Below are 19,478 nucleotides of genomic sequence, written 5' to 3'. Positions count from 1 at the left end.
GAAGGGTGGGTTCCACACTATGTGCGGTACCCACCCTTCGGTGTGATCTGTCCTACCTGAGGCTTAGCTCAAAGGGAGAAACAGATTTACTTCATCTGCTGGCGGGATTCTCCACCAGCTGGCTCGAAGCCTGCGCCCTTGGCAGCTTCGGTCGAGTTGAACCAGAACTCGGCCTCGGTCTGCTCGTACCAGGTCGAGCCTGGAACGTGGTACTTGTTCGATCCGGCGTTGCCCTTGATGACGAAGCCTTCTGGTGCGTCCTGACCCTCAACGGCCTTGACTACACCTTCGCCTTCGACACTCTTGGCTGCTGGTGCAGCTGCGGCCTTTGGAGCCTTGGCAGCCTTTGGTGCGGAAGCTGGTGCTTCTGCGCCACGAGGAGCGTTGACATCTGCTGGAAGTGCGTCCTTTGCAACCTTAACCAAGGTAGCGAAAGCGTTCGAGTCCGAAACGGCCAGCTCGGAGAGCATGCGACGGTCAACCTCGATCTCAGCAGCCTTCAGGCCCTGGATCAGACGGTTGTAGGTCAGACCGTTGGCGCGGGATGCAGCGTTGATACGCTGGATCCACAGGCGACGGAAGTCACCCTTGCGCTTACGGCGGTCGTTGAAGCTGTAAACGAACGAGTGGAGCAGCTGCTCCTTGGCCTTACGGTACAGGCGCGAACGCTGACCGCGGTAACCCTTTGCGCGTTCCAGAACGACGCGACGCTTCTTATGGGCGTTTACTGCCCGCTTCACACGTGCCACGTGTGTACTCCTTCAAGTCAGTTCCTCCCACCCGGGATAACCAGGTGAAAGCGAAATCTATGGTTGTTGGGGTTGTGCTTCCCCGAATTGCGAAAGGGAGAGCTTAGAGGCCCAGCATCCGCTTGATGGTCTTCACGTCGGCCTTAGCTACCAACTGGTCAGAAGCCAATCGGCGAGTGACGCGCGAGGACTTGTGCTCTAGGTAGTGACGACGGTTAGCCTGCTGGCGCTTGAGCTTGCCGCTACCAGTCAGCTTGAAGCGCTTCTTGGCGCCACTGTGAGTCTTGAACTTCGGCATAGCTGCCGTTCTCCTAACGTGCTCCACATAAATCGTGAGATCTGTGGGGATCATCTGAAGCGGGCCTCTTGGCAAGGTCACCGCTGCTGTTCTCTTGTAGTTGGACCTTCACAAGGAAGATCCTTCACCGTTTCCGGTGACGGGCCCGGAGGCCCAACAGGCTTGGGCTAGGCTTCGCCTTCAGCCGCGTTACGAGCCTGCTCCAGCTTCGCGAGTGCTTCGTCATCCATCGCTGATGCGACGTTCTGACCCTCGGTCTCTTCTGGGGCGTCGGTGCGGATCTTGCGCTTCGCGCTTTCCCGGCCACCCGACTTCTGCTGCTGTTCGCGGCGAGCCTCTGCCTTGTTCTTCAGCGGACCTACAACCATGACCATGTTTCGGCCATCGATGCGAGGGGTGGACTCTACGAGCCCTACCTCTGCTACGTCTGCTGCAAACTTTTCTAGCAAGCGAATGCCCATCTCGGGGCGCTGCTGCTCACGTCCACGGAACTGGATCATGGCCTTGACCTTGTCGCCTGCGCCTAAGAAGCGCAGTGCGTGTCCGACCTTGGTCTCGTAGTCGTGGGTGTCGATCTTCAGACGGAAGCGAACTTCCTTCAGGATCGTGTTGGTCTGGTTCTTACGAGCTTCACGAGCCTTGACAGCGGCTTCGTACTTAAACTTGCCGAAGTCCATCAGTTTGCATACAGGAGGCTTGGCGGTCGGTGCCACCTCGACCAAGTCCAGATCGGACTCGACAGCAAGTCGGAGAGCGTCCTCGATGCGGACGATTCCTACCTGCTCACCATTGGGGCCGACGAGACGTACCTCTGGCACGCGAATGCGCTCATTAATGCGTGGATCGCTGATGTGTCACTCCTGATTTTCGTAAGTCACTTACTTGCAAATAAAGAAGGCCTCCGTCTGCAAGGTGCAGGCGAAGGCCAAAAGATAGACGACACAATAGTTTCACGATTTTTCCTCGTAAAGCTATTTCCGGATACTCATAAATATCCTGCCGAATTACCCGGAAGCCTAAGCGGCTACTGCGGGTGGGAGTTGGCCTCCACTTGCATGGCTCAACACTGATCTCTTGCTGACATCATCCGGATACCGGACGCTCTCAAGTACCTGTATTGAGTCGGTCTGTGACAAGCTTAGCAGTATGAGTACCGAAGACACCAACTCGCAGCAGCATGCCGTCGAGCAGCAGATGCGTGACATCGCAGAAGTTCCAGCAGTAGAAATCATCACCACCGCCGCCGTTCACCTGATGAGCGCGGCCGCGGTCAAATGTGGACTGGCAGAAGGTAATGATGCCGATGAGCTGAAGGATCTTGATGAAGCTCGCAAACTAATTACCGCTCTAGCCGGCCTAGTCACCGCGGGTGCACCGGAGCTTGGCTCACAGCACGCAGCACCACTTCGTGACGGTCTGCGAAGCCTTCAGCTCGCCTTCCGCGAAGCATCGCTGATCCCGGATGCACCAGGCAAGGGCCCGGGCGAGAAGCTCACCGGACCGGTCAACTAGCGATTGTTTCACAAAACTTTAAGAGATTAACGTCATGGACTCGCTTCCTTTGGGAAGCGGGTCCATGGTCGTTTAAACACGGTTTTTGCGTTTCCGAACGGATACAGACGGACCGCTACAAGCCACAACTCGAAGCACTAGATAGGCTTTAGCCATGGATACCTTGGATCAGCCGGTGCTGGATGCCGGTCGCTACCTCTTGCGACCGTTCGAATTCGGCGACGTGGCACTTATCAAAAGGGCCTCACTGGATCCCCTCATTCCGTTGATCACTAGCGTTCCGAATCAGGGGTCCGGCCAAGATTTCACCGATTTTATTTCCCGGCAGCATCAGCGTGTGGCTGACCGAACCGGGTATTCCTTCGCGATCGCCGAGCCACAGAGCAATCAGGCGATCGGGCAAATCGGGTTGTGGCTGCAGAACGCTTCCGCTGGCCGGGCAAGCATCGGATATTGGATCGATCCTGGACACCGCAGACGCGGTGCGGTCACAGCGGCGTTGGAGGCACTCGCCATTTGGGCTTTGAACTTTCCCGCCATCCATCGGGTGGAGTTGTACATCGAGCCTTGGAACGAGGGCTCCTGGCGTGCCGCTGAAAAATGCGGGTTCACCCGTGAAGGAATATTGCGAAGCTGGCAACTAGTCGGCACCGAGCGCAAGGACATGTACTGCTACTCCCGGCTGAAAGCCGATGGGGCCGGTCATTAGCCCCAGCACGATTCCACCACCATAGGCAGGAATATCAATGGACCGTCAAACTCAAAAAATTATTCTGGAACCTCTGCACGAAGGGCATCGGCCGTTCGTCATATCCTTGGCCTCCGATGAACGAGTCACTCGCTATATCGGTGATGGCTCGGTCTGGGACGACCAGATGATCGGCGAGCGGATCCAGCTGGCGCTGAGCGAATTGCCACTTGCAACGATTGGAGCCACCCGCTGGTTTGTGGCCATCGCTGCGGGGCACCCGGCAGGGCTGGTAGTAGCCACCCGGAAACCCGAGGGAGTCGAGCTTGGGTATTGGGTCTCCCCCGGCTATTGGGGACAGGGAATTGCCGGTGCCATGGTCAATACGGCTCTAGGTCTGATCCCCGAGCTCTTCCAAGTGCGCCGCTTGATCGCCCGCGTTGACCCGGCCAACGTCGCTTCAGCCAAGCTGCTCTCGCGCAGGGGCTTCACGGGGCGGGCAAGCACCGACGGTTTGGACCACTACGAGCTCAAACTCGCCTCGGCTTAGACGAAACTACCCAGCCGCGCGCGACGCACTCGACGGCGGATCTGCTGGGCGATCAACGCGATCACCACAATCAGCACCGCCAGCAAGCCGATGCCGATGAAGGCTGGGGAGGGTCCGAGCGTGTCCACGAAGATTCCGGTCAGCGGCGAACCGAGCGCGGTGCCGGTGGTCATCGCTGAGCCGTACCACCCCATGGCTTCGCCGCGGCGTTTCTCCGCCACCAGGTCGGTGAGCCATTCGGAGGCCGCCGAGAGCGTAGGGGCACAGAGCAGACCGGGGGCGAGCGAGAGCAGCGCCAAGCTCCAGGTGTCGGTGGCGAAGTACATGGGCACGGTCAGCACCGCCATCGCCAGCAGCAACAGCAACGGGGAGATGCTTCGCTTCATCGAGCCGTAAACCAATCCGCCGATCAGCGACGAGCCGCACCAGAAGAGAAAGACAATGCCCAGGTCCCCGGAGCGCGACTGTGCTTCCAGCTCGGCCACGATTCCCACTTCGGTGCCGGTGAGCAGCGCTCCGGCACCTCCAGCGGCGATGAACACCGCAAGCACCGAGGCGCTGATCCAGTTGAAGCGGCTCTTGAACGCACGTCCGCGGCTCTTGATCCGGGCGCGCGCGGACTTCCAGCCCGCGGTGATCAGTTCGCCTTCGACCTCGGCCACACCGAAGGGGGCCGCCGCGATGAAGCTGGCTTCCGCTCCGAGCCGCTCCTCGTGCACGTTGGCGCGCAGGGCCACCGCCTTGGGGTCGTCGCTGCGCGTAGGCGGGTTCAAAATCATCAGCGCCAAGCCTGCCATGGAGGCCGTCACCCCGATCACGCTCAGCCCGATGGTGCTGCTGATCTGGGTGGCGACGATGCCTGCGGAAGCCGGTCCGATAATGAACACCAGTTCGGTCGCCGTCGCATCGAGCGCAAAGGCGGTGCGCCGGTTATCGCCGGTGGTCATGATGCCCAAGGCGGTACGGACCACGGAGAACACCGGCAACGAGAAGAGCCCGCCGATGAAGGCCAGCGGGTACACCCATTCCAGGGACACATGCGGCACGGTGCACCAAACGATGGTTTCGACGAAGATCGAGGGGATCAGCGCGCGGCGCAGCCCCCACGCATCGACGCGGGCACCGCGCCATGGGGCGCCGATGGCGATACCCAAGGTCATGAGCGCCGTAACAAGCCCGGCGGACACCCAGCTCTGATCGAGGTTTGTCACCAGGTGCAAAAGTAGCAGCATGCTCAGCGCCGAGTGCGGCAATCGGGCAATCATTCCGATGACTAGCAGCGATGAGATCTGCGGCTGCCGCAGAATCTGCCAATACCGTTTCATACCCGGTGGTGTCCTTTTCTTTTAATCTGGTGCGCTGTGCAAGCTTACTTCGAGCGAATCAACCGCTTCTGCGAACTCTGAGTTCTCGGCCAGAAGCCGATGAATGCTTTGGGCGCTCTGGCGAGCTTGGGCCTCGGGGGTTCCGGCGGCGAAGACGAACTGCAGGTTCAGTTCCGGCCCGGCTCCTCCGCCTAAAACGGCGGACCCAGAGATGTCTCGCGAACCGACTCCCCGGCCCGGTGCCACTTTCACCGCTCTAAGCGCCGGATAGCCCGCCGTCGCTTCTTCAACGAGCTTGGCAATGTGCTCGCTGAGATAGCTCGGAGTCCATTCGGTCTGCTTTGCCAGCGTCCACATCCCGGGTCGGCGCAGCACGAAGGTGAAATCGCTGCCCGGATCGAGCACCAGCAGCTGGGCTTCTTCGCTCACCGCTGACAGCGCCGCGCGGGGTGCGAAGACCGCAACCGGGCGGGCTTCGCCATGCCAGGCCTGCAGTCGCTCGACGGTGGTGAATACCGGCAAGGCCATCCGTCCATCGGGCGCCTGGATCTTGACCAGTGCCATGTCCGCTTCCTTATCGGAGGCGAATCCATGTTCGGTCAGCGCCTCTTCGGCTAGCTGGGCGACAACCGCCACGAAGACGCGCGCCTGGGCGAGGGCCCGATGCACTCCGGCCTCATCCCCGGTTCCCGCACGGAGCTCGGCCAGAGCCTGCACCACGGCCGGGTCCGCGGCTCCATCGTCCTTGTCAAACTTGTGCAGCGGATTTTCTTCTCCGCTCAAGTCCCGACCGTCCCAGCTTTGACCGGCAGAATCTGCACGGTTTCCCGCCTGCGACAAAACCGCGGCGATATGCCCGGGCAGGTGGCGTTTGGGTTCGGATTCGGGGTGCGAAGTGCTCATGAAACAATGCTATCTGCCGTGCGCAAATGCGAAAGTGCTGCGGCGAAGATCCGTTCATGACCTTTGCCACCCGCGCCGGGTGCCGCGCGGGAAAGCAAAGAACCCGAACCTGCGCGTTGGGCGCTGGTTCGGGTCCACTATTGATGCTGGTGGAGGCTAGCGGCGGCCCGCCACGTCCAGCGCTTGGGCAAGGGTGAACTGGCCCGCGTAGAGCGCCTTGCCCATGATCGCGCCTTCGATTCCCTCCGAGACCAATTCGCGCAGCACGCGCAGGTCTTCCAGCGAGGAGATGCCACCGGAGGCGATCACCGGTTTGGTGGTCTTCGCGCAGATTTCGCGCAGCAGTTCCACGTTCGGACCGCGCAGGGTGCCGTCCTTGGTGACGTCGGTGACCACATAGCGGGCGCAACCGGCATCTTCCAGTCGTGCCAGCACGTCCCAGAGGTCCCCGCCGTCCTTGGTCCAACCGTGGCCGGACAGGGTGGTTCCGCGCACGTCCATGCCCACGGCGATCTGCTCGCCGAAGCGTTCGATGACGCGTGCGGTCCACTCGGGATTTTCCAATGCCGCGGTGCCCAGGTTCACGCGGGTGGCACCGAATTCCAGGGCGCGCTCCAGCGATGCATCATCGCGGATGCCGCCGGAGAGTTCCACCTTGATGTTCAGTTCATCGGCTATGCGGCGGACCACCTCGGTGTTGTTGCCGCGGTCGAAGGCGGCATCTAGATCCACCAGGTGGAGCCATTCGGCCCCTTCGCGCTGCCAGGACAGGGCCGCTTCCAGCGGGTCGCCGTATCCGGTTTCCGACCCTGCTTCGCCCTGCACCAGGCGAACCGCCTGGCCACCGGCAATATCTACCGCCGGGAGCAGTTCAAGAATTGGTTGCTCGCTCATAATTTCCTTCTGTTACTGATGTCTAGAGAGTCTGAACCCAGCCGGCGACGATTGCCGCGGCGGCCAAGGCCCACAGTGCGATGATCCACGAGATGTGCGCTTTCTGGCTTTTGAGCGAGATCGCGCCGCCGGCGAGGAAGGCACCGAGGGTTAACAGGATGATGGACCACATTTTTTAGAGTGTCTCCAACCAGTTGCGCAGCAACCGGGCTCCGGCGTCGCCGGACTTTTCCGGGTGGAACTGCACGGCGGACAGCGGACCATTTTCCACGGCCGCGATGAAGTCGGTGCCATGGGTGGACCAGGTCACCTGAGGCGGGGTCATCGCAGGTTGGGTGACATCGAACTCCCACTTCTGCACGCCATAGGAGTGCACGAAGTAGAAGCGCTCGTCCTCGATCCCGGCGAAGAGCCGGCTGTTCGCCGGCGGACGCACGGTGTTCCAGCCCATATGCGGAATGACATCTGCCTGCAGGCGCTCGACCACGCCGGGCCACTCGCCAATTCCTTCGGTTTCCACCCCGTGCTCAACACCCTGCTCGAAGAACACCTGATGTCCCACGCAGATGCCCAGCACCGGCTGGCCCCCTGCGATGCGGCGGCCGATCCAACGCAGCGCACCGATCTTGGTCAGCTGCTCCATCACCGAGGCGTAGGCTCCCACGCCGGGAACGACGAGGCCGTCGGCGGCCGCGATGGCCTTCGGATCCGCGGTCAGCTCCACCTGGGCGCCGGCCGCTTCCAGCGCGCGCACAGCCGAGCGGACATTGCCGGAGCCGTAATCGAGGACGACTACAGTTTTTTTCGCCACTTAGAGGGCACCCTTCGTGGATGGGATCTTGTCGCCCATGCGGGCGTCCGGTTCCACTGCTTCACGCAGCGCGCGAGCGAAGGATTTGAACTGGGCCTCGACGATGTGGTGCGGATCGCGCCCGGAGAGCACCTCGATATGCGCACAGATCTGCGCGTGGAAGGTGATGGCCTCGAATACGTGGCGCGTCATGGAGCCGGTGAAGTGGCCGCCGATCAGGTGGTACTCCTGGCCTGCAGGTTCTCCGCCGTGCACCAGGTAGGGGCGGCCGGACACGTCGACCACCGAACGGGACAGCGCCTCATCCAGCGGGGCGTAGGAGGTGCCAAAGCGGCGTATGCCAGCCTTGTTGCCCAAGGCCACGCGCAGTACCTCACCGATGGTGATGGCTACGTCTTCCACCGTGTGGTGCACGTCGATATGGGTGTCGCCGGTGGCGCGCACGGTCAGGTCGATGAGCGAATGCTTGGACAGGGCGGTGAGCATGTGGTCATAGAACGGCACGCTCGTGCTGATCTCCGAGACCCCGGTTCCGTCCAGATCCAGCTCGACGAAAACTGATGATTCGCTGGTCTCGCGTTCCATACGGGCGCGACGAGCGCCAATCAATTCGGCAGACATGTCTTCCTTCGCTTGTGTGTTAATTCTATTTCTGTGCACCCAGCAGCAAGGCCAGGTGCTCCAGGAAGGCGGTGGTTTCGGATTCGGTGCCGGCGGTGACGCGCAACGTTCCCTTGATTCCATTGTCGCGGACAATGATGCCAGCATCCAACAGGCCCTGCCAGATCGCGTGCGGATCTTCCAGTCCCCCGAAGAAGACGAAGTTCGAATCCGAGACCGATGGCTTCAAGCCAAGTTCAATCAGGGTGCTTACGATGCGGTCGCGCTGGGTCTTAATCTCCTCGACCTGCGCGAGCAGCAACTCGATATTCTTCAGCGCAGCGATGGCGGTTGCTTGGGTGACCGCCGAGAGGTGATAAGGCAAACGCACTAGGCGAATCGCGTCGGTCACCTCGGGGGCCGCCGCTAGATAGCCCACGCGGGCGCCGGCCAGGCCGAAAGCCTTGGACATCGTGCGCGAGACGATCAAGCGCTGACGTCCATCGAGCAAAGTGAGCGCCGATCGAGTGCCTGCCAGCGAGAATTCGGCGTAGGCTTCGTCGACGATGACCATGGCGTTGGTTTCGCTGGCGGCCTCGTAGACAGCTTCGATGACGTCCAGTCCCAGTGCCGTGCCGGTTGGGTTATTTGGGGAGCACAGGAATACCACGTTCGGGCGGTGTTCGCGCACCTGCGCGGCGGCGGATTCGGCCGAGAGGGTGAAGTCCTCGGCGCGGGTTCCGGCAATGAATTCGGTATCGGTGCCGCTAGCGAGCAGCGGGTACATCGAATAGGTGGGCACGAAACTCAGCAGACTGCGCCCCGGGCCGCCGAAGGCCTGCAGGATCTGCTGGAGAATTTCGTTTGAGCCGTTCGCCGCCCAGATGTTCTCGCGGGACAGCGAGTGACCAAGGTAGTCGGCGAGCATCTCGCGTAGTTCGCTGAACTCACGATCAGGGTAACGATTGAGGCTAGCAGCCGCTTTGGCTACTTCCTGAGCGATGGCATCCACCACGGTCGCTGGCAATGGATGGGTGTTCTCATTGACGTTCAGCTGAATCGGAACGTCAATTTGCGGCGCTCCATATGGGGATAGCCCGCGGAGATTCTCACGCAAGGGCAGCTGACTCAGAAGTTCACTACGGTCATTCACGCATTAATTCTAATGGTGAGGCGCTCTCGCCGGTGAATCCACGACAAGAGCAGGTAACAATGCTGAAGCGGCTCCTAGTTCGAGAGCACGGGGATATCGAGAGTATCCCCCGCATACAGCACGCCAGCATCGATGGAATTCAATTCCTCGATGTGGCTCATCGCCGCGTTGACTTCGTAGCCGACGGCGTACTCACTGGCCAGATCCCACAGGGTGTCCCCGGGGATTACGGTGACTTCCACCGTCGCCAGGCCGGAAGGCAAGTCGGTGGATGCTTGGGCGCTGCTGGTGAACATGGTGAACATGAACGCCGCGGCGATCGTGAGCAAGAAGACCGGGAGGCCGACCAACACTGCCCATCCGCGACGGTTGATGCGAATCCTCATTGGTGCCTTGCTTTGCTGTGGGTCAAGTGCCAGAGTTGCCACGACTTTTTCTCCTCAACGATTTCGGGTGATGCGAACCAATGTTCGAATACGATCTTCGAACACCTGTTCGATACTAGTACATCTTTTCTAACAGAGCCAGATCGAACTTGTCCAGATGTTTTCGAACAAATCTTTGAAAGAAGCCCTGCGATCAACTAAGATTTCGAAGTAGTTGATCAATGAATACATCACAACATTGGGCACCGACAGTTTGTAGCTTCGAACTGGGGACCGAATGCAAGGGAAGGCAAAAATACATGTCAGCATCACAGCGCACTCCCCGATCGAACGCCCGATCGCTGACGATACGTCAGAAAAAGATCCTCGAAACCATCCAGCGTGCGATCGGCAGTAACGGTTATCCGCCATCGATGCGTGAGATTGGCGACTCGGTCGGGCTTAAGAGCCTTTCGAGCGTGACGCACCAGCTCGGTCAGCTCGAAAAGCTCGGGTACATCCGTCGCGATCCGCGTCGTCCACGTGCCATGGAGATTCTGCTACCGCTGCAGCTTGCAGGGGACGGCGAAGCTAGCACCGAGCCGCAGCTCGCGCCGGAGCCTATCGAGGACACCAAGGTCATCGAGCTGAGCACCTCGGCTGACACCACGATGGTTCCCCTGGTCGGACGAATCGCAGCCGGTGGACCGATTTTGGCCGAGCAAACCGTCGAAGACGTCTTTTCGCTGCCACGCCAGCTGGTGGGGCACGGCGAGCTGTTCATGCTCAAGGTATCGGGCGACTCGATGGTGGATGCGGCAATTTGCGATGGCGACTGGGTGGTTGTCCGTCGCCAGCAAACGGCTGAAAACGGCGATATTGTGGCCGCGTTGCTTGACGAGGAAGCCACGGTGAAGACCTTCCGCCAGCGCGACGGCCACACGTGGCTGCTACCTCAGAACTCGCGTTATGAGCCGATTCTCGGCGACACTGCGACCGTGATGGGACGAGTTGTGTCGGTGATGCGCTCGCTGTAGCGGGCAAATTTGTTCCACCGAGCCATTCGGTCTCGCCCATTGAGGTGCGGCCGAATGGCTTTTATTTTGCGTCGGGATGTCCCGGTGGCAGGCTCACACGCCCGGCCGCCTGGAGGATCGTCCAGCGTTGGATCGCAGCCGAGAGCTGCACCTCGACCCGGTCCGCGACCTGGCTCGCAGTGGCGCGGACCATTGATGCGGCGGCGCGGCGGGTCGCAGCGGAGAGGCGCTCATCGTTCGCGGCGAGCGCTAGGTAGCGGCAAAGGATACCAGTGAATAGATTGCCGTCTGCGCCGGATTCCAGCCGCAAGCCCTGTTCCCCGGTGGAGAGCTGATGGTTGATCGAGTTAATCAGTGAGTCGGCTTGTTCCAGATTCGCCGCGGTTCCCGTGGCGAGCAAGGCGCCCAGCACGGTGCCCTGGTTGTAGGTGTAGATCGCGTCTTCGATGAGCAAGCCATCGGCGGTGAAGCGGATGCCGTCCAGGTAGAGCCCGGACTGTGTGCTGTAAAGCTCGCGGCGCAGCCAGTCCAGCAGCCCGGCGGCGGTGCGCAGGTCGGCGATGCGTGCAAAGTACAAGGCCGCTGGCCCATTGGAAGGCGTGTTCTTGAAGTCGCGTTTCCGCGACCAGTAGAGCCCGCCGCCGAGTCTCTGGTCCTGGCCGCGCACCAGCTGCCGGCCCAGTGCGCTCATGGCCAAGGTGGCGAGCAGTGCCGGGCGGGCAGTGAGCTGCAGGCTCAGCTCATTGAGACGCTGGCTGGCAAGCAGCAACCAGGCCATGTCGTCGTAGAAGTAATTCGGAAAGCGGCCGAAATTGCGCAGCAGGATGCCGCGCAGCAGTTGCTTGGCGCGCCGCCAGTGGGCTCGTGCTGCGCGCCGGTTGCCGGCCTGCAGCTCGTGGGAGGCCTCGTCGAGGATCGCATCGAGATAGTGCGCCTGCCACCAGTAGTGCCATTCGGCCCAGGGGCGCGGACGCGTCCTGCTCGCCGATGCGGTGGGCGTAGCGTGCAGCGAGCCGATCCAGGTGCCGGGCAGGCCCAAAAGCCGATGGCCGAATCGTGCGTGCAGATCTTTTCCGGCCGCTTCGGCCAAGGCATCCCAATTCTCAGGACGGTGGTTGCCCGGCTGATGCTGTGCTTCGTTCACGAGTCGGCTCCCACTACGCTGATCTTCCGGTACGTGCACCAGCGTAGCCGGTGCACACGCCGGCATCGAGCACATCGGGCGGGCGGGATCAGGCGGCGAGCGCTTCGGCGGCCGAGAACCAGTAGGTGTTGCGCCGCGGTTGTTGATCGGGGTCAAAAAATTTGGGCAGCAGCACCGCTGGCGGTTTGCCTTCGGCCACCACCAGACTGAAAAGTCCGGCATGACGTGCGTGGTGATGCATTGGACAGAGAAGTGCTCCGCGATCCACGCGGGTCTGTCCGCCTTCCTCCCATGGATCAACATGGTCCGCCTCGCAGCGGCTGGCGGGCATCTTGCAGCCCGGGTAGATGCAACCGCGGTCCCGGGCCGCGAGAGCCCGTTTCATATGCGGCGGGAAGAGCCGCTTGGATCGGCCGATGTCCAGTGGCTGGCCTTTGCCGTCCAGCACCACCGGGTAGACACCGGCGCTGCACATGAGGGTTCGGGCCTGCGCGGCGGTCAGCGGCAGCCCGTTCTCGGTGCTGGCGAAGCTGGCGGCGCCATCGAGCATTTTTTCGTAGTTCAGATGCACGATCACCTGCGGGGCGATCAGTCCGACCGCCGGATTTTTGCCGCCGATGCGGTTGGCGCGCAGCACCGCGAGCAACCCGGTCAGGTGGCGCAGGGCAGGGCTGAGGTCTTCGAAGGGCGACTCCAGTGGTGGTACGGCCGTGGTTGACGGCGCCGGCGGATCGACTTCTGGCCCTTGGTACGCCGGCGCTTGGGCAGCTGGGGTGCGCGCCCAGTCGGGCATGCTCGGCGCATCGTCCCATTCCTTGGGCGCGGGTGGCACCGGGGAGGAACTGCCCTGTTGCGGCGCGGTCTGCGGCGCTGGCGGTGCTTCGCATGCTTGGGGTTCGCGCTCAGGCGGGGCGGTGCTGGCGTGGTTGGCGTGCACGAGCTCATTGAGCTGCGCGCGGTTTCCGGCGACGGTGTTGGGGTTGTTGATTTTGGCGCGGAGCGACTCGATGAGCTCGGCATCGTGCGGGAAGACCTTGAGCTGATAGTGGACCAGGCCGCCTTTCATGCCGCGATGGAAGAGCCCCGCCTCGGCGAACAGCGCCTGTGGCGGGCGCTGGGCCTGGACCTGCTCGGCAATGAGCGTGGACAGGTGTTTCGCGGCGCTGGCCGGTTCCAGATCGATGAGCCTGACCGCCTGAGCTTCGAGCTGGGCGCGGGATTGGGGGCCTGGCAGGTCGGCTTCGGCGTTGCGGATGGCCCGTGCGGCCCCGATCACCGGGCGCGGGTCTACGTCGCGGTTCGCGAAGTGCGCGGCAAGCTGCGGGCAGTCGGGGGCGGTCCGCTCCCCCGCCTCGGTAACATTGGCGATCAGAGATCCGGCGGCTGCAAGCCGGGCGCGGGCCGCGCCGTGGGCGATGCCCAGCCAACCGGAATGCAAGTCCGCGGCGTCCTTGAAGCTGCTGCGGCCCAGGGTGCAGGTGCCGTGCAGCGCGGCGAGCTGCTCGTTCGTGGGAGCCGCGCCGGCGTCGGCGATGGCATCGAGGGATTCGGTATCCAGCTGATGGCTGCCGCTGCGCTGCACCGCGTCGGCCGCGTGGATTTGCAGGCGGGACAGGGTAGCCGCGGCCCGCTCTGCCAGCCAGGCGAAGTAGGCTGCCTGGCCGGCGGGCAATTCCTGGGCGGAGAGCTGCGCGCAGGCGGCATCGAGGGCGGTGATGGCCTGAGCCATCGCCCCGAGGGCCACTTGGTTGCCGCTGAGTTCTTCCATACCCACCACCTTGCACTGTCCACGGGCGGGTGCCAGCGGATCGGGCGCAGGGTGTGGATAAGCGGGCGTGGAAGGTTTGGCGCCGGCTACTTCTCCGGTTGCAGGCGCTGCAGCACGCCGGTGATGACCTTTTTGTCGGTGGTCGGCCACATCGGCGGCAGCGAGCTCTTCAGGAACGAGCCGTAGCGGGCGGTGGCCATGCGCGAGTCCAGGACTGCGACCACGCCCTTGTCCTGCACCGAACGGATCAGCCGGCCGGCCCCCTGAGCCAGGCGGATGGCGGCATGGGTCGCGGAGACCTGCATGAAACCGTTGCCGCCGTGCTTGGCCACATCCTCGGTGCGGGCCTTGGAGATCGGGTCGTCGGGGCGCGGGAAGGGGATCTTGTCGATGATCACCAGGCGGCAGGAATCCCCGGGCACGTCCACGCCCTGCCAGAGGGTCATGGTGCCGAAGAGGCAGGTGTCGCGTTCGGCGGAGAAGTCCGCGACCAGCGACTTCATGCTCGCATCTCCCTGGCAGAGGATTTTCACATCGAGCTTTTCGCGCAGGATCGCCGCGGCTTCCTCGGCCGAACGCTTGGAGGTGAACAACGCCAGCGCGCCGCCACCGGAGGCGGTGATCAGGTCCTCGATCTCGTCCAGCGTCTCGGCGGCCAGCTGGCGCCCGGGCTTGGGCAGGTGCTTGGCGACGTAGAGAATGCCCTGGTTCGGGTAGTCAAACGGGCTGCCGACGTCCACCCCGGTCCAGGACGGGGCGCCTTGGCCCATCAGCCCGAGAGATCCGGCCACCGAATCGAACTGCGAACCGATGGCGAGGGTGGCGCTGGTGAGCACGACGGTGCGCCCATCGAAAAGGCCCTCGCGCAGCTTGCCGGCCACCGAGAGCGGGGCGACATTAAGCGTCGCCGGTTGGCTGTCCTCGGTTTCCACGTAGCCGCGGCCCTCGATGAATTCGCGCGGGCGGGAGGTGAAGAGCACCTCGCGGCGCTCCTCGGCTTCGAGCATGCGGATCGAGTCGTCCATCACCGCCTGCATCTGCGAGCGGGCGGTCTGCCGGCCGCCGTCCGCCGGGGCGTTCGCCTCCGGCTTGGACAGCGCCAATACCAGGCGGGCCTGTTCGACGATGTCGTTTAGCGCGATGCCCATATCTTCGCGCAGCCCACGCTCCAGCAGCCCGGTCGGCACCCCGGTGAGCGACTTTTCCAGCCGGCCCGCGGCCTTGGTGAGCTCGTCGACGTTCACGCCGCAGTGCCTCTTGGCGCCTCCGGCGGCGGTGAGTACGCTGCGTGCCGAAAGCGCGCCGGAGACCGAGCTGGTGACCCGGTCCTGCAGCTCGTGGGCCTCGTCGATGATCGCGACCTCGAAGTCCGGCAGCACGGACAGTCCCTCGAAGGCGGAGACCGCAAGCAGCGCGTGGTTGGTGATGACCACATCGGATTCGGCGGCCCGCGCCCGGGCCATTTCGGAGAAGCACTCATCGGCCATCGGGCATTTTTGGGCGCCCAGGCATTCCATGGCGGAGACCGAGACCTGTTTCCAGGCTTTGTCGCTGACCCCGGGGATCAACTCGTCGCGGTCCCCGGTATCGGTCTTCTCCGCCCAGTCACGCAGCTTCAGCACCTCGGCGGCCAGCGGGGAGAACATCTGCCCGGCGGGCGCCGCCGGCGCGTCCATTTCGAACAGCGTCCCCTCGCTGTCATCCGGGTACCCGCCGCCGAGCTTGTACTGGCAGAGGTAGTTGGATCGGCCCTTGAGCAGGGCCACATCCATCGGACGCGAGAGCTTGCCCTTGAGCGCTTCGAGCAGCCGCGGCACATCGCGCCCCACGATCTGGGACTGCAAGGCGAGGGTGGCGGTGGACACGATCACCGGCTTGGCGCTGGTTTGCGCATGCGCGAGGGCCGGAATCAGGTAGCCCATCGACTTGCCGGTGCCGGTTCCGGCCTGCACCAGCAGATGCTTTTCCTCTTCCAGGGCCTCGACCATATGCTTGACCATCTGCTGCTGGCCCACGCGCATTTGACCGCCCATGGAGGTCACGGCGGTTTCCAGAAGGTCGAGGACCTGCTCTTGCTTATCCATGTAGGTTGAAAGTCTCCAACTGAACCGCGAGGGATTCACGCACCTTGACGATCATCCGGGTTCCCTGATCCGTGTGTTCGCTTTCCAATATTTCCGATTCGCTCTGGTGCAGCTTGGCGATCAGGTCGCCGCGGTCGTACGGGATGAGGATTTCCAGCTGCACCCCGGGCCGCGGAATCGAGCTGCTGATCAGTTCGAGCAGTTGCTCGATGCCTTCCCCGGTGCGCGCCGAGACGATCGTGGTATTCGATTCGCGGTTGCGCACCCGATCGATGACGATCGGGTCTGCCACATCGGCCTTGTTCAGCACGATGATCTCGGGAATGTTCAGCGCGTCGACCTCCGCCAGCACCGTGCGCACCGCCTGGATCTGGCCTTCGGGGTCCGGATGGGAGGCATCGACCACGTGCAGGATCAAATCCGAGTCGGCGATCTCCTCCAGCGTCGAGCGGAAAGCCTCCACCAGCTGGGTGGGCAGGTTGGAGACGAAACCGACCGTATCGGCCAGCGTGTAGGTCAGCCCATCGGCGGTTTCCGACTGGCGCACAGTGGGATCCAGGGTGGCGAACAGCGCGTTCTCCACCAGCACCCCGGCGTTGGTCAGCCGGTTGAGCAGCGAGGACTTGCCGGCGTTGGTGTAGCCGGCGATGGCCACGGCCGGGACCTGGTTGCGCTTGCGGTTCGCGCGCTTGGCCTCGCGGGCAGGCTTCATCGCCTTGATCTCGCGGCGCAGCTTGGCCATGCGATCGCGAATGCGGCGGCGGTCCATTTCGATCTTGGTTTCACCCGGACCGCGCGAACCGATGCCGCCACCGGCGGCGCCCACCCGGCCACCGGCCTGGCGGGACATAGATTCGCCCCAGCCACGCAGGCGCGGCAACAGGTATTCGAGCTGAGCGAGCTCGACCTGGGCTTTGCCTTCGCGGCTCTTGGCGTGCTGCGCGAAGATGTCAAGAATCAGCGCGGTGCGGTCGATGACCTTCACCTTGACGATGTCCTCCAACGCGCGGCGCTGCGAAGGGGCAAGCTCGGCATCGACCACGACGGTGTCGGCGCCGGTGGCGGCGACGATATCACGCACCTCGATGGCCTTGCCGGAGCCGAGGAAGGTGGAGGAATCCGGCTTGCTGCGGCGTTGCACCACACCGTCGAGCACCTCGGAGCCGGCGGTCTCGGCCAGCGCCGCGAGTTCGCGCAGGGAGTTTTCCGCGTCGGTGACGCTGCCGGAGGTCCAGATGCCTGCGAGCACCACGCGTTCCAGGCGCAGCTGGCGGTACTCGACCTCGGTGACATCTTCGAGCTCGGTGGAGAGCCCGGCCACGCGGCGCAGCGCGCGGCGGTCCGCTAAATCGTCTTGGTCCCCATCGAAGGATGAATGTTCGGTGGAGAAACGGTTCAGCGCGGTTGCCTGTCCGGAGAAGATGTGCCCCTCGGCCGGATCAGCCGCGTGGAATACGGCTGGGGCTTGCGCGTCGTCGGCCGCCAGAATGCGATCGATGGCTGCCTGGATCTGGGCATCATCCATAGATGCCGCGTCGTGCTCGTGTGACTCGGAGTTAGTCATGGTCTCCTTAGAAGAACTTCTCTGTACAGAATAGTGCGGGGTACCCCCACTTCGCGAGGTGGCGCGATCAGATGTCGGTGGGTGTTCGGTCATACCGGTCCTTGTGGTCAAGACAAATTGCTGTCGGTGATCAGGTGAAGGGGCGGTTACCAAGAGACTTTGGCGGGGCACGTAGGGTGCGAAGAATCCAAAAAGAAAAAGAAAAGGACCTTGCCGTCTGCAGGTTCATGTATCCGGTGGCCGCGCAAAAACAGCGCCGGCTCTCCGGGGAACCCTGGTAACCGAGTGGGCTACGTATTAGACGAAAATCAAAGTCATAGGTAAAACTCTATCAGTGGATTGCACCGCGCGCATATATCGCCTAGCTCACGTTGTTTGCCCGGCTTTGTGCGCAGGCGATAATCTTTGGTGCATGACCTCGGATCATTACTTCAGCGCCAGCCCCGCCTCGGCCGACGAACGCCGCAGTATCGCGGTGGAATTGAACGGCCAACGCCGACAGGTGCAAACGGCGCCGGGCATTTTCTCCCCCGCCGGACTGGACAAGGGCACCGCAGTGCTATTGGAGTATGTGCCGACCCCGCGGGGTCGGATCTTGGACATCGGCTGCGGTTGGGGTCCGATCATGCTGACCGCCGCGTTGCAGAGCCCGGAGTCCGAGGTTTTCGGCGTGGACGTCAATGAGCGTTCCATCGAACTTGCCAAGCTGAATGCGCAGAGCTTGGGGCTGACTCATGTCGCCGTGGGCATCCCGGAATCGGTGGATCCTGAACTTCAGTTCGATACCATCTGGTCCAACCCGCCGATCCGCATCGGCAAAGAAGCCCTGCACGAACTGCTGCTGCTGTGGCTTCCGCGTTTGGCCCCCGGAGGCGAAGCTTGGATGGTGGTGCAGAAGAACCTGGGCAGCGACTCCCTGCAAAAGTGGCTGGGAACCCAGCTACCGGCGGACTGGAAGATCACCCGCGAGGCAACCAGCAACGCCTTCCGCGTGCTGAAAGTTGCCCGTCCGGCCTAGCCAGGGTTTGGAGTTTTCAGCAAAACAGCCTGTTACCGGATTATGGGATTCGATAACAGGCTGTTTGCAATTGTTCGCTAGCTAGCGCCGATCACGCCGCGGGCTACAAGAGCGGCCGGGCCCGAGAGGATCGTGTCCTCGCGGCCGTCCGCGGTGGCGGAGAACTCCACGCCCACCAAACCGCCGGGCACTTCGACGGCCCACTGGTTGATCAGCGCGGTGCCGCGCGCCCAATAGCGCATGGCGGCCGCGGCAGCGCAGGCCCCGGTGCCACAGGAGAGGGTCTCCCCCACGCCGCGCTCGTGCACCCGCATGCGCACGTGCGCTACGCCGTCGTTGATCAACGGTTCGGAGGGAACCACGAATTCCACGTTGGTGCCGTTCGGCGGTGCCGGGGATACCTCGGGCGCGGAAATTAGGTCGAGATCCTCCAGCATCTGCGCATCGGGCAAGGCCACCACGGTATGCGGGTTGCCCATGGTGATGCTCAACGCGGGAAGCGCCTGCTCCCAGCCGCGCGGCATCACCATCGAGTCGACGGAGTCGGCCGTGGCCTTCTCCTCGAAGATCAGTCCCCAAGGGCCGAGGTTGGCGGCGTAACCGTCGGCCAGGCGGGTGACTTCCTTGACTCCGGCGCGGCTGCCGATCAGCAGGCTGGCACCGATCGGGAGGTTGACTAGCCCTTCGGCGAGCAGAAAGTGCACAAAGGCGCGAACGCCGTTGCCGCACATTTCCGCGACTGAACCATCGTTGTTGCGGTAGTCCATGAACCAATAAGCCTTGGGATGATCTAGGGCCTGCTGCTCGAAGCCGGGGACTTTCGAGGTGGGCACGGCACGGATCAACCCGTCGCCGCCGATGCCGAAGCGGCGGTGGCAAAGGGCGGCGACCTGTTGAGGTGTCACCTCGTGCTTGGCTTCGGGGTCCGCGAGCAGGACGAAGTCGTTTCCGGTGGCGTGGCCCTTGGCGAAGGGCAGTCCGGCAAGCTGCGCTAGTTCGGTGCGGTGCATCGCGC

At 62.9% G+C, this 19,478-nt stretch carries 21 protein-coding genes; 5 read left to right on the top strand and 16 right to left on the bottom strand.

Translation table 11 applies throughout. The features are described from left to right. Positions 1-86 precede the first annotated feature (86 nt). The 3 genes from rplT to infC form a co-directional block, all read right to left on the bottom strand. Positions 87-749 carry a 50S ribosomal protein L20 gene (gene rplT, locus LG294_RS05290; RefSeq protein WP_404290202.1) on the bottom strand — a complete coding sequence of 221 codons (663 nt, stop codon included), beginning with the start codon at positions 747-749 and terminating at the stop codon, positions 87-89. 103 nt (positions 750-852) lie between these two features. Beyond that, positions 853-1,047, bottom strand: coding sequence for a 50S ribosomal protein L35 (gene rpmI, locus LG294_RS05285; RefSeq protein ID WP_096288052.1), 195 nt, complete (start codon positions 1,045-1,047; stop codon positions 853-855). 167 nt (positions 1,048-1,214) lie between these two features. Next, the gene (gene infC, locus LG294_RS05280) at positions 1,215-1,865 is read right to left on the bottom strand and encodes a translation initiation factor IF-3 (RefSeq protein ID WP_404290200.1); all 651 of its coding nucleotides are present in this window, start codon (positions 1,863-1,865) and stop codon (positions 1,215-1,217) included. A gap of 328 nt (positions 1,866-2,193) precedes the next feature. Here infC and LG294_RS05275 point away from each other — a divergent pair, with 328 nt between their 5' ends. The 3 genes from LG294_RS05275 (at position 2,194) to LG294_RS05265 (ending at position 3,797) form a co-directional block, all read left to right on the top strand. After that, the gene (locus tag LG294_RS05275; RefSeq protein ID WP_404290198.1) at positions 2,194-2,559 is read left to right on the top strand and encodes a DUF1844 domain-containing protein; all 366 of its coding nucleotides are present in this window, start codon (positions 2,194-2,196) and stop codon (positions 2,557-2,559) included. A gap of 154 nt (positions 2,560-2,713) precedes the next feature. Next, on the top strand, positions 2,714-3,268 hold the full coding sequence (locus LG294_RS05270; RefSeq protein ID WP_404290196.1) for a GNAT family N-acetyltransferase: 555 nt from the start codon (positions 2,714-2,716) through the stop codon (positions 3,266-3,268). Between the two features lie 37 nt (positions 3,269-3,305). Then, positions 3,306-3,797 carry a GNAT family N-acetyltransferase gene (locus tag LG294_RS05265; protein ID WP_404290194.1) on the top strand — a complete coding sequence of 164 codons (492 nt, stop codon included), beginning with the start codon at positions 3,306-3,308 and terminating at the stop codon, positions 3,795-3,797. Here LG294_RS05265 and LG294_RS05260 read toward each other — a convergent pair. From LG294_RS05260 to LG294_RS05225, 8 genes are all read right to left on the bottom strand, one after another. Continuing rightward, on the bottom strand, positions 3,794-5,122 hold the full coding sequence (locus LG294_RS05260) for an MFS transporter (protein WP_404290192.1): 1,329 nt from the start codon (positions 5,120-5,122) through the stop codon (positions 3,794-3,796). The two genes, LG294_RS05265 and LG294_RS05260, sit on opposite strands and share 4 nt — an antisense overlap. A gap of 21 nt (positions 5,123-5,143) precedes the next feature. Next, positions 5,144-6,025: an SseB family protein gene (locus LG294_RS05255; protein ID WP_404290190.1), complete on the bottom strand. Its 882-nt coding sequence runs from the start codon at positions 6,023-6,025 to the stop codon at positions 5,144-5,146. Positions 6,026-6,181: 156 nt separating this feature from the next. Then, positions 6,182-6,919 carry a bifunctional 1-(5-phosphoribosyl)-5-((5-phosphoribosylamino)methylideneamino)imidazole-4-carboxamide isomerase/phosphoribosylanthranilate isomerase PriA gene (gene priA, locus LG294_RS05250; RefSeq protein WP_096288066.1) on the bottom strand — a complete coding sequence of 246 codons (738 nt, stop codon included), beginning with the start codon at positions 6,917-6,919 and terminating at the stop codon, positions 6,182-6,184. Positions 6,920-6,941: 22 nt separating this feature from the next. Continuing rightward, positions 6,942-7,091, bottom strand: coding sequence for a hypothetical protein (locus LG294_RS05245; RefSeq protein ID WP_404290188.1), 150 nt, complete (start codon positions 7,089-7,091; stop codon positions 6,942-6,944). A gap of 3 nt (positions 7,092-7,094) precedes the next feature. After that, positions 7,095-7,730, bottom strand: coding sequence for an imidazole glycerol phosphate synthase subunit HisH (gene hisH, locus LG294_RS05240; protein WP_404290186.1), 636 nt, complete (start codon positions 7,728-7,730; stop codon positions 7,095-7,097). Continuing rightward, positions 7,731-8,351 carry an imidazoleglycerol-phosphate dehydratase HisB gene (hisB, locus tag LG294_RS05235; RefSeq protein ID WP_404290184.1) on the bottom strand — a complete coding sequence of 207 codons (621 nt, stop codon included), beginning with the start codon at positions 8,349-8,351 and terminating at the stop codon, positions 7,731-7,733. 25 nt (positions 8,352-8,376) lie between these two features. Continuing rightward, positions 8,377-9,483 (bottom strand): histidinol-phosphate transaminase, encoded by a 1,107-nt coding sequence (locus LG294_RS05230; RefSeq protein ID WP_404290182.1) that lies wholly within the window; start codon positions 9,481-9,483, stop codon positions 8,377-8,379. Between the two features lie 74 nt (positions 9,484-9,557). Then, positions 9,558-9,911, bottom strand: a complete 354-nt coding sequence (locus LG294_RS05225) for a LysM peptidoglycan-binding domain-containing protein (protein WP_404290180.1) — start codon at positions 9,909-9,911, stop codon at positions 9,558-9,560. Between the two features lie 257 nt (positions 9,912-10,168). Between LG294_RS05225 and lexA the strand changes: the two genes are divergently transcribed. Then, complete coding sequence (gene lexA, locus LG294_RS05220) at positions 10,169-10,885, top strand: transcriptional repressor LexA (protein WP_404290178.1); 717 nt, start codon at positions 10,169-10,171, stop codon at positions 10,883-10,885. 61 nt (positions 10,886-10,946) lie between these two features. Here the strand turns inward: lexA and LG294_RS05215 are convergent, their stop codons facing one another. The 4 genes from LG294_RS05215 to hflX form a co-directional block, all read right to left on the bottom strand. Then, positions 10,947-12,029, bottom strand: a complete 1,083-nt coding sequence (locus LG294_RS05215; RefSeq protein WP_404290176.1) for a glycoside hydrolase family 76 protein — start codon at positions 12,027-12,029, stop codon at positions 10,947-10,949. A gap of 88 nt (positions 12,030-12,117) precedes the next feature. Beyond that, the gene (locus LG294_RS05210) at positions 12,118-13,797 is read right to left on the bottom strand and encodes a DUF222 domain-containing protein (protein ID WP_404290174.1); all 1,680 of its coding nucleotides are present in this window, start codon (positions 13,795-13,797) and stop codon (positions 12,118-12,120) included. A gap of 86 nt (positions 13,798-13,883) precedes the next feature. After that, positions 13,884-15,881 (bottom strand): ATP-dependent DNA helicase, encoded by a 1,998-nt coding sequence (locus tag LG294_RS05205; RefSeq protein WP_404291651.1) that lies wholly within the window; start codon positions 15,879-15,881, stop codon positions 13,884-13,886. After that, a complete protein-coding gene (gene hflX, locus LG294_RS05200) occupies positions 15,874-17,538 on the bottom strand; it encodes a GTPase HflX (protein ID WP_404290172.1) in 1,665 nt (554 codons plus the stop codon). Before hflX ends, LG294_RS05205 begins: the two co-directional genes overlap by 8 nt. A 319-nt stretch (positions 17,539-17,857) precedes the next feature. Here hflX and LG294_RS05195 point away from each other — a divergent pair, with 319 nt between their 5' ends. Beyond that, a complete protein-coding gene (locus tag LG294_RS05195; RefSeq protein WP_404290170.1) occupies positions 17,858-18,463 on the top strand; it encodes a class I SAM-dependent methyltransferase in 606 nt (201 codons plus the stop codon). Between the two features lie 77 nt (positions 18,464-18,540). Here LG294_RS05195 and dapF read toward each other — a convergent pair whose 3' ends face one another. Beyond that, positions 18,541-19,473: a diaminopimelate epimerase gene (gene dapF / locus LG294_RS05190; protein WP_404290168.1), complete on the bottom strand. Its 933-nt coding sequence runs from the start codon at positions 19,471-19,473 to the stop codon at positions 18,541-18,543. Positions 19,474-19,478 lie beyond the last annotated feature (5 nt).

This window comes from Glutamicibacter arilaitensis, from assembly GCF_044793945.1.
GTDB lineage: Bacteria > Actinomycetota > Actinomycetes > Actinomycetales > Micrococcaceae > Glutamicibacter > Glutamicibacter arilaitensis_B.
The sequence above is the reverse complement of the archived record's forward strand: the minus strand, read 5'-3'. Positions and strand labels throughout refer to the sequence as shown.

Coding starts and splice junctions, on each gene's coding strand:
- LG294_RS05245 (WP_404290188.1), bottom strand. CDS start 7,091: ATGTGGTCCATCATCCTGTTAACCCTCGGTGCCTTCCTCGCCGGCGGC.
- LG294_RS05205 (WP_404291651.1), bottom strand. CDS start 15,881: ATGGATAAGCAAGAGCAGGTCCTCGACCTTCTGGAAACCGCCGTGACC.
- LG294_RS05270 (WP_404290196.1), top strand. CDS start 2,714: ATGGATACCTTGGATCAGCCGGTGCTGGATGCCGGTCGCTACCTCTTG.
- rpmI (WP_096288052.1), bottom strand. CDS start 1,047: ATGCCGAAGTTCAAGACTCACAGTGGCGCCAAGAAGCGCTTCAAGCTG.
- hisB (WP_404290184.1), bottom strand. CDS start 8,351: ATGTCTGCCGAATTGATTGGCGCTCGTCGCGCCCGTATGGAACGCGAG.
- LG294_RS05275 (WP_404290198.1), top strand. CDS start 2,194: ATGAGTACCGAAGACACCAACTCGCAGCAGCATGCCGTCGAGCAGCAG.
- lexA (WP_404290178.1), top strand. CDS start 10,169: ATGTCAGCATCACAGCGCACTCCCCGATCGAACGCCCGATCGCTGACG.
- LG294_RS05265 (WP_404290194.1), top strand. CDS start 3,306: ATGGACCGTCAAACTCAAAAAATTATTCTGGAACCTCTGCACGAAGGG.
- LG294_RS05210 (WP_404290174.1), bottom strand. CDS start 13,797: ATGGAAGAACTCAGCGGCAACCAAGTGGCCCTCGGGGCGATGGCTCAG.
- LG294_RS05195 (WP_404290170.1), top strand. CDS start 17,858: ATGACCTCGGATCATTACTTCAGCGCCAGCCCCGCCTCGGCCGACGAA.
- priA (WP_096288066.1), bottom strand. CDS start 6,919: ATGAGCGAGCAACCAATTCTTGAACTGCTCCCGGCGGTAGATATTGCC.
- LG294_RS05260 (WP_404290192.1), bottom strand. CDS start 5,122: ATGAAACGGTATTGGCAGATTCTGCGGCAGCCGCAGATCTCATCGCTG.
- hflX (WP_404290172.1), bottom strand. CDS start 17,538: ATGACCGAACACCCACCGACATCTGATCGCGCCACCTCGCGAAGTGGG.
- LG294_RS05255 (WP_404290190.1), bottom strand. CDS start 6,025: ATGAGCACTTCGCACCCCGAATCCGAACCCAAACGCCACCTGCCCGGG.
- dapF (WP_404290168.1), bottom strand. CDS start 19,473: ATGCACCGCACCGAACTAGCGCAGCTTGCCGGACTGCCCTTCGCCAAG.